This is a genomic window from Variovorax boronicumulans (genome assembly GCF_029892485.1).
Lineage (GTDB): Bacteria > Pseudomonadota > Gammaproteobacteria > Burkholderiales > Burkholderiaceae_C > Variovorax > Variovorax boronicumulans_B.
This window is the reverse complement of the sequence record NZ_JARXVG010000001.1, coordinates 406,341-419,739: the sequence shown is the minus strand read 5'-3', so window position 1 is coordinate 419,739 and position 13,399 is coordinate 406,341. Positions and strand designations below refer to the sequence as shown.

General features: G+C 66.3%; 14 protein-coding genes. 12 read left to right on the top strand and 2 right to left on the bottom strand.

From position 1 onward, the window contains the following. Positions 1-5: 5 nt before the first annotated feature. The 11 genes from M2282_RS02025 (at position 6) to M2282_RS01975 (ending at position 10,596) form a co-directional block, all read left to right on the top strand. Entirely contained in the window at positions 6-698 is a 693-nt protein-coding gene (locus M2282_RS02025; protein ID WP_280807118.1) for a YfgM family protein, read from the top strand. Positions 699-705: 7 nt separating this feature from the next. Continuing rightward, positions 706-1,848, top strand: coding sequence for an outer membrane protein assembly factor BamB (gene bamB / locus M2282_RS02020; RefSeq protein WP_280807117.1), 1,143 nt, complete (start codon positions 706-708; stop codon positions 1,846-1,848). A gap of 57 nt (positions 1,849-1,905) precedes the next feature. Continuing rightward, a complete protein-coding gene (gene der, locus M2282_RS02015; protein WP_280807116.1) occupies positions 1,906-3,249 on the top strand; it encodes a ribosome biogenesis GTPase Der in 1,344 nt (447 codons plus the stop codon). A 165-nt stretch (positions 3,250-3,414) separates the two neighbouring features. Next, the gene (gene hfq, locus M2282_RS02010; protein ID WP_012747311.1) at positions 3,415-3,660 is read left to right on the top strand and encodes an RNA chaperone Hfq; all 246 of its coding nucleotides are present in this window, start codon (positions 3,415-3,417) and stop codon (positions 3,658-3,660) included. Between the two features lie 56 nt (positions 3,661-3,716). After that, positions 3,717-4,886: a GTPase HflX gene (gene hflX / locus M2282_RS02005; protein ID WP_280807115.1), complete on the top strand. Its 1,170-nt coding sequence runs from the start codon at positions 3,717-3,719 to the stop codon at positions 4,884-4,886. A gap of 74 nt (positions 4,887-4,960) precedes the next feature. Further along, positions 4,961-6,337 carry an FtsH protease activity modulator HflK gene (gene hflK / locus M2282_RS02000; protein WP_348541724.1) on the top strand — a complete coding sequence of 459 codons (1,377 nt, stop codon included), beginning with the start codon at positions 4,961-4,963 and terminating at the stop codon, positions 6,335-6,337. 16 nt (positions 6,338-6,353) lie between these two features. Further along, entirely contained in the window at positions 6,354-7,253 is a 900-nt protein-coding gene (gene hflC / locus M2282_RS01995; protein ID WP_280807113.1) for a protease modulator HflC, read from the top strand. Positions 7,254-7,269: 16 nt separating this feature from the next. After that, positions 7,270-7,458: a DUF2065 domain-containing protein gene (locus tag M2282_RS01990; RefSeq protein WP_280807112.1), complete on the top strand. Its 189-nt coding sequence runs from the start codon at positions 7,270-7,272 to the stop codon at positions 7,456-7,458. Between the two features lie 81 nt (positions 7,459-7,539). Further along, positions 7,540-8,700, top strand: coding sequence for an ATP phosphoribosyltransferase regulatory subunit (locus tag M2282_RS01985; RefSeq protein WP_280807111.1), 1,161 nt, complete (start codon positions 7,540-7,542; stop codon positions 8,698-8,700). Positions 8,701-8,722: 22 nt separating this feature from the next. After that, entirely contained in the window at positions 8,723-10,054 is a 1,332-nt protein-coding gene (locus M2282_RS01980) for an adenylosuccinate synthase (RefSeq protein ID WP_280807110.1), read from the top strand. 17 nt (positions 10,055-10,071) lie between these two features. Further along, on the top strand, positions 10,072-10,596 hold the full coding sequence (locus M2282_RS01975) for a phosphoribosyltransferase (RefSeq protein ID WP_013542102.1): 525 nt from the start codon (positions 10,072-10,074) through the stop codon (positions 10,594-10,596). 11 nt (positions 10,597-10,607) lie between these two features. On the opposite strand, the gene M2282_RS01970 is transcribed toward M2282_RS01975, so the two are convergent. Continuing rightward, positions 10,608-11,072, bottom strand: a complete 465-nt coding sequence (locus M2282_RS01970) for a VOC family protein (RefSeq protein WP_280807109.1) — start codon at positions 11,070-11,072, stop codon at positions 10,608-10,610. 64 nt (positions 11,073-11,136) lie between these two features. Beyond that, entirely contained in the window at positions 11,137-12,003 is an 867-nt protein-coding gene (locus M2282_RS01965) for a helix-turn-helix domain-containing protein (protein ID WP_348541717.1), read from the bottom strand. Between the two features lie 89 nt (positions 12,004-12,092). Here M2282_RS01965 and M2282_RS01960 point away from each other — a divergent pair, with 89 nt between their 5' ends. Next, on the top strand, positions 12,093-13,286 hold the full coding sequence (locus M2282_RS01960) for a PLP-dependent transferase (protein WP_280807107.1): 1,194 nt from the start codon (positions 12,093-12,095) through the stop codon (positions 13,284-13,286). The last annotated feature ends 113 nt before the right edge of the window (positions 13,287-13,399 follow it).

Here is a 13,399-nt window from a genome sequence, read left to right as displayed (position 1 = left end):
AGCGCATGGCAACCCATCTCGACCTCGAAGAACAGGAACAGCTCGACCAGCTCAAGCATTTCTGGAACACCTACGGCACCCTGATCACCTGGGTCGTGCTGCTTGTCGCTGGCGCCTTCGTGGCCTGGAACGGCTGGCAGTACTTCCAGCGCAACAAGGCAGCCCAGGCCGCGGCACTCTACGACGAGGTCGAGCGCAGCACGCAGTCCGGCGACGTCGAGCGCATCCAGCGCGTGCTGGGCGACATGAAGGAACGCTTCGCCGGCACCGCTTACGCGCAGCAGGCGGGCCTCCTGGCCGCCAAGGCGCTGTACGAAAAGGGCAAGGCCGAGGAATCGCGTGCCGCGCTGGGCTGGGTGGCGCAGAGCGCCATCGATCCGGGCTACCAGGCCATCGCCAAGCTGCGGCTCGCAGCCGAACTGCTCGACGGCAAGTCGTACGACGAAGCCTTGAAGCAACTCGACGGCAAGGTGCCCGATGAATTCGAACCGCTGGTGGCCGACCGCAAGGGCGATATCTACATGGCGCAGGGCAAGCGCAGCGAGGCGCAGGCGGAGTACCGCAAGGCTTGGACAGGCCTGGGCGCGAGCTCCGACTACCGCCGCCTGGTGGAGATCAAGCTGAACGCGGTCGGTGTCGACCCGAAGAGCCTGGCGCCCACCATCACCGTGACCCCCGCAGCCCCCAAAACTTCCTGATCGCATCATGAATTTCAAGCGTCTCATGCCTGAATCGGCCGCTCTGCGTGCGGGTTCCGCTCTTGTCCTGGTCGCGCTCCTGGCCGCCTGCTCGGGCACCAGCAAGCCGAAGCCGGCCGAGCTGCCCGCCAATCCCGCCACGCTCGGCGTGCGCCAGGCCTGGACCGTGAAGATTCCGGACGTGAGCTTCCCGCTCACTACCGACGTCAGCGGCGACATCGTGACCGTGGCCGGCAGCGACGGCACCATCGTGGCCATCGACGCCCGTGCAGGCCGCGAAACCTGGCGCGCGAACGCTGGCGCCACGCTCGCGGCGGGCGTCGGCAGTGACGGCACCATGGCCGCGGTAGTCACCACCAACAACGAGCTTGTCGCGGTCGAGAACGGCAAGGTCCTGTGGAAGCAGAAGCTGTCGGCCCAGGCCTTCACGGCACCGCTGGTCGCAGGCCGCCGCGTGTTCGTGCAGACCGCCGACCGCAGCATCAGCGCATGGGACGGCCAGAGCGGCCGCCGCCTCTGGCTGCAACAGCGCCCGAGCGAAAACCTCGTGCTGCGCAAGTCGGGCGTGCTGATCGCCGTGGGCGACACGCTGGTCGCGGGTGTTGGCGGCCGGCTGGTCGGCATCAACCCGGCCAACGGCACCTCGCGCTGGGAATCGCCCATTGCTGCGCCACGCGGCACCAACGACGTGGAGCGCCTGGTCGACCTGACCGGCAGCGTGAGCCGTTACGGCGACAGCGTTTGCGCGCGGGCCTACTACGCCAGCGTCGGCTGCGTCGAGACCCAGCGTGGCACGCTGGTCTGGAGCAAGCCGGCTTCCGGCGCGGACGGCGTCAGCGGCGACGAAGCTTTCGTCTATGGCACCGAATCCGACGGCAGCGTCACGGCCTGGCGCCGCGGCGACGGCGAGCGCGCCTGGCAATCGACCCGTTTCAAGAACCGTGTGCTGACCTCGCCGCTCGCGGTGGGCCGCTCGCTGATCATCGGCGAGGACACCGGGTCCCTGCATTTCGTTTCGCGCACGGACGGCGCGCTGCTCAATCGCGTCACGCCCGATGGCTCCGCCATCACCGTTGCGCCGGTCCTGGCCGGCAACACGGTCGTGGTCGTGACTGCCAAGGGTGGCGTGTTTGGTTTTCGTCCTGAATAACTTCTTTCTCCAATTGCAAGGCCCGACCATGAAAACCGCGCCATCGAAAGGCCGGCCATGAAGCCGGTCGTGGCCCTGGTCGGCCGTCCCAACGTCGGGAAGTCGACGCTCTTCAATCGCCTGACCCAGACGCGCGACGCCATCGTCGCCGACTTCGCCGGCCTCACGCGCGACCGCCATTACGGCAACGGCCGCCTGGGCAAGCACGAGTTCATCGTGATCGACACCGGCGGCTTCGAGCCCGATGCCGGCAGCGGCATCTACAAGGAAATGGCCAAGCAGACGCGTCAGGCCGTGGCCGAGGCCGACGTGGTGATCTTTGTTGTCGATGCCCGCGAAGGCCTCTCGGCGCAGGACCACGATATCGCCAACGAACTGCGCCGGCTGGGCAAGCCCTGCGTGCTGGCGGCCAACAAGGCCGAAGGCATGCACGACGGCACCAAGCTGGTCGACTTCTACGAACTGGGTTTCGGCGACGTGCATGGCGTGTCCGCGGCGCACGGGCAGGGCATGCGCGACCTGGTCGAACTCGCCCTCGAGCCGCTGAACCTGCCGGACCCCGATGACGAGACGGACGAAGACGACGTCAACAAGCCGATCAAGCTGGCGGTGGCCGGCCGGCCCAACGTCGGCAAATCCACGCTGATCAACACCTGGCTCGGCGAAGAGCGCCTGGTGGCCTTCGACATGCCCGGCACCACGCGCGACGCCATCTCGGTGCCGTTCGAGCGCAACGGCCAGCGCTTCGAACTGATCGACACCGCGGGCCTCCGCCGCAAGGGCAAGGTGTTCGAGGCGATCGAGAAGTTCTCGGTGGTCAAGACGCTGCAGGCCATCGAGTCGGCCAACGTCGTGCTGCTGCTGCTCGATGCCACGCAGGGCGTGACCGACCAGGATGCGCACATTGCCGGCTACATCCTCGAGAGCGGCCGCGCGGTGGTGATTGCCATCAACAAATGGGACGCGGTCGACAGCTACCAGCGCGAGCAGATCCAGCGGCAGATCGAAACCCGGTTGCCGTTTCTGAAGTTCGCGTCGCTGCATTTCATCTCGGCCATCAAGCGACAGGGGCTCGGTCCGGTGTGGCAGGCCATTGCGCAAGCCCACAAGTCGGCCACCCGCAAGATGTCGACGCCGGTGCTGACCCGGCTGCTGCTGGAGGCGGTGCAATTCCAGGCGCCTCAGCGCGGTGGCATGTTCCGGCCCAAGCTGCGCTATGCGCACCAGGGCGGCATGAATCCGCCGGTGATCATCATTCACGGCAATTCGCTGGAGCACGTGACTGACGCCTACAAGCGATTTCTGGAAGGGCGCTTCCGCAAGGAATTCGATCTCGTGGGCACGCCCTTGCGGATCCAGTTCAAAAGCTCGCAGAATCCATTTGCGGACAAGGACAGCTGAGGGGCGCTTGCCCGCCGATGACGGCCGATGAGTTGCAGCAGGAGTGGAAGTTCCGGCTTTTGAGAGACGTTATTTTCTCAAGGCTTTTGGCCACTATTGCTGCAGCGCAGAAACCCTGTGTTAAGGTCATCTCTCCAACAACTACTCTTGAACACGGAGAATATCGTGAGCAATAAAGGGCAACTTCTGCAAGACCCGTTTCTGAACACCTTGCGTCGCGAGCATGTGCCGGTCTCCATTTATTTGGTGAACGGCATCAAGCTGCAAGGCCAGATCGAGTCTTTTGACCAATACGTCGTGTTGCTCCGCAACACAGTGACGCAAATGGTCTACAAGCACGCCATTTCCACCATCGTGCCGGGTCGTGCCGTCAACTTCTCGGCTGCCGAGAACGACGACGCCGCAGCCTGATCGCGCGGAGCGCGGCGGAGTCCCCTCCGTCGCGCTTTTCCATTTTCTGATTCCGCTTGTCTGAACTGATCCACCGCCAGGAAGGCGCCGCCGTTCTCGTCGGCGTCGACTTTGGGCTGCCCCATTTCGACAGCGAACTCGAGGAACTCGGCCTGCTCGCGCAGACTGCGGGCCTCACGCCTGTCGCCCGACTCACCTGCAAACGCAAGGCGCCCGATGCGGCGCTGTTCGTGGGCAGCGGCAAGGCCGACGAGATCAAGGAACTCGCCGCCATGCACCAGGCGAGCGAGGTCATCTTCGACCAGTCCCTGAGCCCGGCGCAGCAGCGCAACCTCGAACGCCAGCTCGACATCGCGGTCTACGACCGCACCTTCCTCATTCTCGAAATCTTCGCCCAGCGTGCGCGCTCGCACGAAGGCAAGTTGCAAGTAGAGCTGGCGCGCCTGCAGTACCTCAGTACGCGGCTGGTCCGCCGCTGGTCCCACCTGGAGCGCCAGACCGGCGGCGCGGGTGTGCGCGGCGGTCCGGGCGAGAAGCAGATCGAACTTGACCGCCGGATGATCGGCGAGTCGATCAAGCGCACGCGTGAGCGCCTGGCCAAGGTGCAAAAGCAGCGCGGCACGCAGCGCCGGCAGCGGGAGCGCCGCGAGACCTTCAACATTTCGCTCGTGGGCTACACCAACGCGGGCAAGTCGTCGCTGTTCAATGCGCTGGTCAAGGCGCGCGCCTATGCGGCCGACCAGCTCTTCGCCACGCTGGACACCACCACCCGCAATCTCTACCTAGGCGACGCGAAGCGCCAGGTGTCGATTTCCGACACCGTCGGATTCATCCGCGACCTGCCGCACGGCCTGGTCGACGCGTTCAAGGCCACGCTGCAGGAGGCGGTCGATGCCGATCTGCTGCTGCACGTGATCGACGCCTCCAATCCCCATTACCCCGAGCAGATGGCCGAGGTGCAGACCGTCCTGCGCGAGATCGGCGCGGACGCCGTCCCGCAACTGTTGGTATTCAACAAGCTCGATGCCCTTGAAAGTGCGCAACGTCCCCTGCAACTGCAGGACGAGATGGAAATCGATGGCGTCCAAGTCCCCCGCATCTTCCTCAGCGCCAAAAGCGGGGAGGGCGTGCCGCTCTTGCGCGCCGAGTTGGCGCGGCAATCGGGCTCCGTAGCCGATACGATGACCCCTGCGGACGACACTGAATTGCACGATGCCGCCCTTTGATTGGGCACAATCCCGCCACTGACAAGAGAACGAAGCGAATGAATGCAAAGCCAGCGTGGAGAGGGTTTCTGGGCATGTTCAACCTGAACGATGGCCGATGGGGTCGCGGCGACGAGCCGACGCCCTCCAACGGCGACCGCCCAGCCGGCAACCGGCCCCCCGATGCCGATCCTCCGGGCGCACCGACGCCCCCGCCTTCGGGCAACAACAATAACAACGGCAACCGCCCCCGCGGCCAAGGTCCCAACCAGGGCCCGCCCGACCTCGATGAACTCTGGCGCGACCTCAATCGCAAGCTCGGCGGTTTCTTCGGCGGCGGCAAGGGCGGCGGCAACCGCCCCAATGGCAGCAATGGCGGCGGTGGCGGAAACGGCTATAGACCCGATATGAAAAACGCAGGATTCGGCCTCGGCCTGGTGGCTGCCGTGGCGGTCCTGATCTGGCTCGGCACCGGCTTCTTCATCGTGAACGAAGGCCAGCAGGCCGTGGTCACGCAGTTCGGCCGCTACAAGTCGACGGTGAACGCCGGCTTCAACTGGCGTCTGCCGTATCCCATCCAGCGCCACGAAGTGGTGGTGACCACGCAGATCCGTTCGACGGACGTGGGCCGCGACGCCATCGTGCGTTCCACGGGGCTGCGCGAATCGGCCATGCTGACTGAAGACGAGAACATCGTCGAAATCAAGTTCGCCGTGCAGTACCGCCTGAGCAATGCACAGGCTTGGCTCTACGAGAGCAAGTCGCCGGCCGAAACCATCGTGCAGGTGGCCGAGAGCTCCGTGCGCGAAGTGGTCGGCAAGATGAAGATGGATGCGGCACTTGCCGAAGAGCGCGACCAGATTGCCCCGCGCGTTCGCGCGCTGATGCAGACCATCCTGGATCGCTACAAGATCGGCGTCGAAGTCGTCGGCATCAACCTGCAGCAGGGTGGTGTGCGTCCTCCCGAGCAGGTGCAGGCGGCGTTCGACGACGTGCTCAAGGCCGGCCAGGAACGCGAGCGTGCCAAGAACGATGCGCAGGCCTACGCCAACAACGTGGTGCCGCTCGCCACCGGTACGTCTTCGCGCCTCAAGGAAGAATCCGAAGCCTACAAGGCGCGCATCGTGGCCCAGGCACAAGGCGATGCCGGCCGCTTCAGCGCGGTGCTGGCCGAGTACCAGAAGGCGCCGCAGGTCACCCGCGACCGCATGTACACCGACGCCATGCAGCAGATCTACGCCAGCACCACCAAGGTCCTGGTCGACACCAAGGCAGGCTCCAACCTGCTGTACCTGCCGCTCGACAAGATCATGCAGCTGGGCGGCAACAATGCAGCCGCCACACCCGTCGATGCTGCCAGCCCGAGCGTGGCCGGCACCGCACCGGCCCAGTCGTCGGTGATTCCGGTGGCTCCGCCCACGGGCGAGACCCGTGCTCGCGACGGTCGTTCGCGTGAACGCGACGTGCGCTGAAAAGGCCAAGAAGAACATGAACAGAATCGGATTCATCGCCTCGTCGATCCTCGTCTTGCTCGTGCTGCTGAGCTCGACCCTCTTCGTGGTCGACCAGCGCCAGTTCGGCGTGGTCTACGCTCTTGGCCAGATCAAGAGCGTCATCACCGAACCCGGCCTCAATTTCAAGCTGCCGCCGCCGTTCCAGAACGTGTCGTACATCGACAAGCGCCTCCTGACGCTGTCGAGCATCGACACCGAACCCATGCTCACGGCTGAGAAGCAGCGCGTGGTGATCGACTGGTATGTGCGCTGGCGCATCAGCGATCCGCAAGCCTATATCCGCAACGTCGGCCTCGACGAAAACGCGGGTGCCATGCAGCTCAACCGCGTGGTGCGCAATGCGTTCCAGGAGAACATCAACAAGCGCACGGTGCGCGACCTGATCTCGCTGCGCCGCGAGGCCTTGATGGCCGACGTTCAGCGCGAAGTGCTGGGCGTGGTGAAGGGCGCCAAGCCCTGGGGTGTGGACGTGGTCGACGTGCGGATCACCCGTGTGGACTATGTGGAAGCGATCACCGAATCGGTTTACCGCCGGATGGAAGCCGAGCGCAAGCGCGTGGCCAACGAGCTGCGTTCGACCGGTACGGCGGAAGGCGAAAAGATCCGCGCCGATGCTGATCGTCAGCGCGAAGTGATCGTGGCGAACGCCTACCGCGACGCGCAGAAGATCAAGGGTGAGGGCGATGCCCAGGCCGCTGCCGCTTACAGCGAAGCCTTCGGCCGCGACCCGCAGTTTGCCCAGTTCTATCGCAGCCTCGAGGCCTACAAGCAGAGCTTCAACAAGAAGAGCGACGTGATGGTGGTCGACCCCTCGTCCGACTTCTTCCGCGCCATGCAGGGCTCCGGCTCGGCGGGCACCGCCCCGCGCCGCTGATCCGCTCCAGGGCTTCGTGAGCGCCGAGACCTTCTGGAGTGCGTTGGCGCTCGTCCTGGTGATCGAGGGCATCCTGCCCTTCGTGTCGCCGGGAGGGTGGCGGCGCGGCTTCGGGCAGTTGATGCAGCTGCGCGACGGCCAGCTGCGTTTCTTCGGTCTTTGCAGCATCCTGCTGGGCTTGGTATTGCTCTGGATTCTGGCCTGAGGCTCGCCACCCATTGAATGCCTACGCGGGACTCGGGCGCGGTCCCGGTAGAATCCCGGTTTAACCACGCCCCCGATCCCCATGTCCGCCTGGGTCCTCCCGGATCACATTGCCGATGTGCTGCCTTCCGAGGCGCGCCACATCGAAGAACTTCGACGCCAGCTGCTCGATACCGCCCGTGGCTATGGCTACGAGTTGGTGATGCCGCCGCTGCTCGAGCACCTCGAGTCGCTGCTTTCGGGCACCGGCGAGGCGCTCGACCTCCAAACCTTCAAGCTTGTCGACCAGCTCTCCGGCCGCAGCATGGGCCTTCGTGCCGACACCACCCCCCAGGTGGCGCGCATCGATGCCCACCTGCTGAACCGCGATGGCGTGGCGCGTCTCTGCTATTGCGGCCCGGTGCTCCATACCCGGCCCGACCGCCCGCACGCGACGCGCGAGCCGCTGCAGTTCGGCGCCGAGATCTACGGCCACGCCGGTCTCGAAGCCGACACCGAAATCCTGCTGCTGGCCCTCGACTGCCTCGATGCCGCGGGCCTGCGCGACGGTGTGATCGTCGACCTGGCCGATGCCCGCATCGTGCGCGCGCTGTTTGCCGGCGTGCCGGTCGATGCCGCCGCGCTCGCCCGCGTGCATGCCGCGCTGGCCGCCAAGGATGCAAGCGAGCTGCACGGGCTCACCAAGGATTTCCCGGCCGCTTCGCGCGACGGGCTGCGCGCGCTGGTCCAACTCTACGGCGACGTCGCGGTGCTCGACGAGGCCGCCAAGGCGCTGAAGGGCACGCCGGCCGTGGCTGCCGCGCTGGCCGACCTGAAGCAGCTCGCTGCCGGGCTGAACGGCACGGCAGGGCGCCAGATCAGTTTCGACCTGGCCGACCTGCGCGGCTACGCCTACTACAGCGGCATGCGCTTCGGCATCTACGTGCCGGGCGCCGCCGATTCGCTGGTACGCGGCGGCCGCTACGACGAGGTGGGTGCCGTGTTCGGCCGCAACCGCCCGGCCGTCGGCTTCAGCCTGGACGTGCGCGAACTGGTCGGCGTGCTGCCGGCGCGCCCGCTGCGTGCCGCCATCCGCGCGCCCTGGAGCGATGCGGCGGGCCTGCGCCAGGCCATCGCCCAACTGCGCAAGGCCGGTGAAACGGTTGTCTGTGTGCTGCCGGGACACGGCAGCGAAATCGATGAATTCCATTGCGACCGCGAGCTTATCGAGCAGGCGGGTCAATGGAATGTCCGAGCGATCTGAATTTTTAAGCAATGGAACGAGCATGAGCGTAACCACCGGAAGAAACGTGGTCGTCGTCGGTACCCAGTGGGGCGATGAAGGCAAGGGCAAGCTGGTCGACTGGCTGACGGAGAGCGCCCAGGGCGTGGTCCGCTTCCAGGGCGGCCACAACGCGGGCCACACGCTGGTCATCAACGGCGTGAAGACGGCGTTGCACCTGATCCCGAGCGGCATCATGCGGCCCGGCGTCAAGTGCTACATCGGCAACGGCGTGGTGCTGTCGGCCGCCAAGCTCTTCGAGGAAATCGAAGGCCTGGAGAAAGCCGGCGTCGAAGTTCGCTCGCGCCTGCGTATCAGCGAGGCCTGCCCGCTGATCCTGCCGTTCCACGCCGCGCTGGACATCGCGCGCGAGACCTACCGCGAAAAGGGCGGCGTCGAGAAGATCGGCACCACCGGCCGCGGCATCGGCCCGGCCTACGAAGACAAGATCGCCCGCCGCGCGCTGCGTGTGCAGGACCTGAAGCACCCCGAGCGCTTCGCCACCAAGCTGCGCGTGCTGCTCGACCTGCACAACCATGTGCTCACGCAGGTGCTGGGCGCACCGGCCATCGATTTCGACACCGTGTTCGACGAAGCCATGCGCCACGCCGTGCTGCTCAAGCCGATGATGGCCGACGTGTCGCGCGAGCTGAACGACGCCCACAGGGCCGGCGCCAACCTGCTGTTCGAAGGCGCCCAGGGCACGCTGCTCGACGTCGATCATGGTACCTACCCGTATGTCACCTCCAGCAACTGCGTGGCCGGCAACGCCGCCGCCGGTTCGGGCGTGGGCCCGGGCATGCTGCACTACATCCTGGGCATCACGAAGGCCTACTGCACGCGCGTCGGCGGCGGTCCGTTCCCGACCGAACTCGACTGGGCCACGCCCGGCACCCCCGGCTATCACATGAGCACCGTGGGCGCCGAAAAGGGCGTGACTACCGGCCGCAGCCGGCGCTGCGGCTGGTTCGACGCCGCGCTGCTCAAGCGATCGGCGCAGGTCAACGGCCTGTCAGGCCTGTGCATCACCAAGCTCGACGTGCTGGACGGCCTCGAGAAGCTCGAGCTGTGCACCGGCTACGAACTCGACGGCGAAACCACCGACATCCTGCCGATGGGCGCCGACGAAATCGAGCGCTGCACGCCGATCTACGAAACCCTCGAAGGCTGGACCGAGAGCACCGTGGGCGTCACGCAATACGACAAGCTGCCGGTCAATGCCCGTCTCTATCTGCAGCGCATCGAGCAGATCACCGGTGTGCCGATCCACATGGTTTCCACGAGCCCGGATCGCGATCACACGATCATGATGCGTCACCCCTACCTCGCAGACTGAACAGGAACGAACAGACCATGTTGACCGAAGACGGCAAGCATCTCTACGTCAGCTACGACGAGTACCACAACCTGATCGAGAAGCTCGCGATCAAGGTGCACCAGTCGGGCTGGGAGTTCGACACCATCCTGTGTCTCGCGCGCGGCGGCATGCGCCCGGGCGACGTGCTCTCGCGCATCTTCGACAAGCCGCTGGCGATCATGTCGACCAGCTCCTACCGCGCCGACGCCGGCACGGTGCAGGGCCACCTGGACATCGCCCGCTTCATCACCACGCCCAAGGGCGAGATCGCCGGCAAGGTGCTGCTGGTGGACGACCTGGCCGACTCGGGCCACACGCTGCACGCCGTGATGGACATGCTGCGCAACAACTACAAGCCCATCACCGAACTGCGCAGCGCGGTGATCTGGACCAAGGCGCTGTCGACCTTCACGCCCGACTATTCGGTCGAGTACCTGGCGACCAACCCTTGGATCCACCAGCCCTTCGAGGGCTACGACTCGCTCGGCGCCGAGAAGCTGCTCGAGAAGTGGTCGGTCTGATCAAGCCTTGATCAGGTCTGGCACGACCCGTCGCCGGAAGTGAGCATCGCGGTGTAGCGCCGCTGCATCTCTTCCGGCGTCAATTTTTCAATGCTGTGGCCCACGTTCCAGCGGTGGCCGAAGGGATCGCGAAAGACCCCGGAGCGCTCGCCATAGAACTGGTCCTGCGGCGCCATGTCCAGCGTCGCGCCGGCCGCCACGGCCCGCGCCACCACCGCATCGGCATCGTCCACATGCAGGTGCAGCGTCACCGCGCTGCCGCCCAGGGTCTTGGCGCTGCGGATGTTGAACTCGGCGAACTCGTCCGAAATCATCAGGATCGCGCCGTTGTGGAAGTCCAGTTCCGCGTGGCCGATGCGCCCGCTGGGCTCGGTGAGGCGGAAGATCTCCTTCACCTCGAACACCTCGCAATAGAAGTCGATGGCTGCGCCGGCATCGTCGACGCAGAGGTATGGGAACAGTTCGTGGATCGCCATGATGGATTGCCTTTCGAGAGGGGGGAAGCAGTTGTCGTGGCGCCGATTCTGGAGTGCCGCGCCCCTAGCGTCTTGAACGAATTTGACCTGTTGCCGTGCCCACCGGCACATGCCGCGGCGATGTGGCCCCGGTCCGCCGCCACGCCTGCGGCGACATGCCCGCCAGCGCAGAGAACTCGCGGCTCAGGTGCGCCTGGTCGCTGTAGCCGGCGGTGAGCGCGATCTCGGCCCAGCTTTGCGCCGGGTCGGCCGCCAGCGCCAGCGCGCGGTCGAAACGCATCACGCGTGCGTACTCCTTGGGGCTGAGGCCGATGGCGCCGCGAAAGAGCGCGATGAAGCGGCGATGGCTGTAGCCGCTGTGGGTCACCAGCCCGGCGATCGAGGGGTTCTCGTGGGCCAGCGGTCCGAGCGTCGCGGCGATGGCCGGATGCAGGCCACGCAGGCCGGCGCTCAGCGAGTCGATGACGCGCTGGGCGAGCAGGGCTTCGAAGACTGCCAGCTGTCGTTCGAGGTCAACCGCTGCATGGACCTGCTCGAGCGCGGCATCGGTCTGCCGCACGCCCCACAGCGCATCGAGCGGCGTGTGCTGGCTGGCCAGTGCGTCCTCGGGCGCGCCGAGCAGGGCGCGGGCGGCACCGGGCTGCAGCTGTGCGCCGACAGAGCGCGTGGCCACCGACACATCGCGCATGTAGGAGGCGGCACGCGCGCCGCCGACGATCGCGTAGCCGCAGGTCTGGCCGCGCGTGTCGTCGGGGCCGCCGAACAGCTTCAGCGGCGGGCCCGACAAGCGGAACACCAGGTGCATGCCGCCCGTGGGCTGCACATGCTCGCGCGCACCCGGCCGATCGGTCGGCGCGCCATCGGGCGACGAAGCCCACAGCAGCTTGATGAACGGCTGCAAGTGAGGAGGAGGGGGCCGCGTCAGCTGCATGCTGCGAGACCGGACTGGAACAGGCTGTAGCCCATCGGCGCATTGTGCGATGGGGCCGCCCCGCATGCCAGTCGCGCTAGCATCGGCACATGAGCAAGCCTTCGACGACCCTGATTCACCATCCCTACACCCCGCCCGCCAACTTCGCCGCGCCGCAGCCCGGCGTGTTCAAGGCATCGACCGTCTTCTTCGCCGACGTGGCCGCCATGCGCGCGCGCGACTGGAAGACCAAGGCCGGCTACACCTACGGCCTGCACGGCACGCCGACCACGTTCACGCTCGAGGAGCGCCTGGCCACGCTCGAAGGCGGCACCGAGTGCCTGCTGGTGCCCAGCGGCCTGGCGGCCATCTCGCTGGTTTCGTTCGCGTTCCTCAAGACCGGCGACGAGGTGCTGATTCCCGACAACGCCTACGGCCCCAACAAGGCGCTGGCCACCGGCGAGCTCGCCAACTTCGGCATCACCCACCGCCTGTACGACGCGATGAACCCGGCCGACCTGGAGGCCAAGATTTCGCATCGCACGCGGTTGGTGTGGTTGGAAGCTGCGGGCTCGGTCACGATGGAGTTTCCGAACCTGCCCGCGCTCGTGGACATCTGCCGCGCGCGCGGCGTGGTGACGGCGCTGGACAACACCTGGGGCGCGGGCCTGGCCTTCGCGCCCTTCGATTTCAACGGCACGGGGCAGGGCGTCGACATCTCGGTGCATGCGCTCACCAAATACCCGAGCGGCGGCGGCGACGTGCTGGCGGGCAGCGTGGTCACCAACGACGAACGGCTGCACCGCGCGCTCAAGCTCGCGCACATGCGCATCGGTTTCGGCATCGGCGTGGGCGACGTGGAGACACTGCTGCGCTCGCTGCCGAGCATCGGCCTGCGCTATGCGGCGCACGACCGCGCAGCCCGCGAACTGGCCGGCTGGCTCAACGGCTGCGAGGAAATCGCGCAGGTGCTGCATCCGGCGCTGGAAGACTCGCCCGGCCACGCCAACTGGCGCGCGCTGTGCGGCGCCACCGACCTGGCCGCGGGCCTGTTCTCCGTGGTGTTCGACGAGCGCTACAGCACCGAGCAGGTCGACCGTTTCTGCGACAGCCTGAAGCTCTTCCGCCTCGGCTATTCGTGGGGCGGGCCGATCAGCCTGGTGGTGCCGTACGACATCGGCCTGATGCGCGATGCGAGCATCGCGCGCTGGCCCTACAAAGGCACGCTGGTGCGCTTCTCGGTCGGGCTGGAAGACGTCGACGACCTGCGCGCCGACCTGCAGCAGGCGCTGGTGCGGATGTAGGGCGCGGTGCGCTGGGGTGGTTCATCCACCAGCGCTACCCCGGTTTGCAAGCTTTGTTCGAGTTCGAAACGCCGCCCGGCGCAGCGCCTTGAGACTGCACCGTTATCGCTTAC

What these genes read in the sequence shown, in the direction of transcription:
- der (WP_280807116.1), top strand. Translation starts at nt 1,906, where the DNA reads ATGAAGCCGGTCGTGGCCCTGGTCGGCCGTCCCAACGTCGGGAAGTCG.
- M2282_RS01985 (WP_280807111.1), top strand. Translation starts at nt 7,540, where the DNA reads ATGTCCGCCTGGGTCCTCCCGGATCACATTGCCGATGTGCTGCCTTCC.
- M2282_RS01960 (WP_280807107.1), top strand. Translation starts at nt 12,093, where the DNA reads ATGAGCAAGCCTTCGACGACCCTGATTCACCATCCCTACACCCCGCCC.
- M2282_RS02025 (WP_280807118.1), top strand. Translation starts at nt 6, where the DNA reads ATGGCAACCCATCTCGACCTCGAAGAACAGGAACAGCTCGACCAGCTC.
- M2282_RS01975 (WP_013542102.1), top strand. Translation starts at nt 10,072, where the DNA reads ATGTTGACCGAAGACGGCAAGCATCTCTACGTCAGCTACGACGAGTAC.
- M2282_RS01970 (WP_280807109.1), bottom strand. Translation starts at nt 11,072, where the DNA reads ATGGCGATCCACGAACTGTTCCCATACCTCTGCGTCGACGATGCCGGC.
- hflC (WP_280807113.1), top strand. Translation starts at nt 6,354, where the DNA reads ATGAACAGAATCGGATTCATCGCCTCGTCGATCCTCGTCTTGCTCGTG.
- M2282_RS01980 (WP_280807110.1), top strand. Translation starts at nt 8,723, where the DNA reads ATGAGCGTAACCACCGGAAGAAACGTGGTCGTCGTCGGTACCCAGTGG.
- M2282_RS01965 (WP_348541717.1), bottom strand. Translation starts at nt 12,003, where the DNA reads ATGCAGCTGACGCGGCCCCCTCCTCCTCACTTGCAGCCGTTCATCAAG.
- bamB (WP_280807117.1), top strand. Translation starts at nt 706, where the DNA reads ATGAATTTCAAGCGTCTCATGCCTGAATCGGCCGCTCTGCGTGCGGGT.
- hflK (WP_348541724.1), top strand. Translation starts at nt 4,961, where the DNA reads ATGTTCAACCTGAACGATGGCCGATGGGGTCGCGGCGACGAGCCGACG.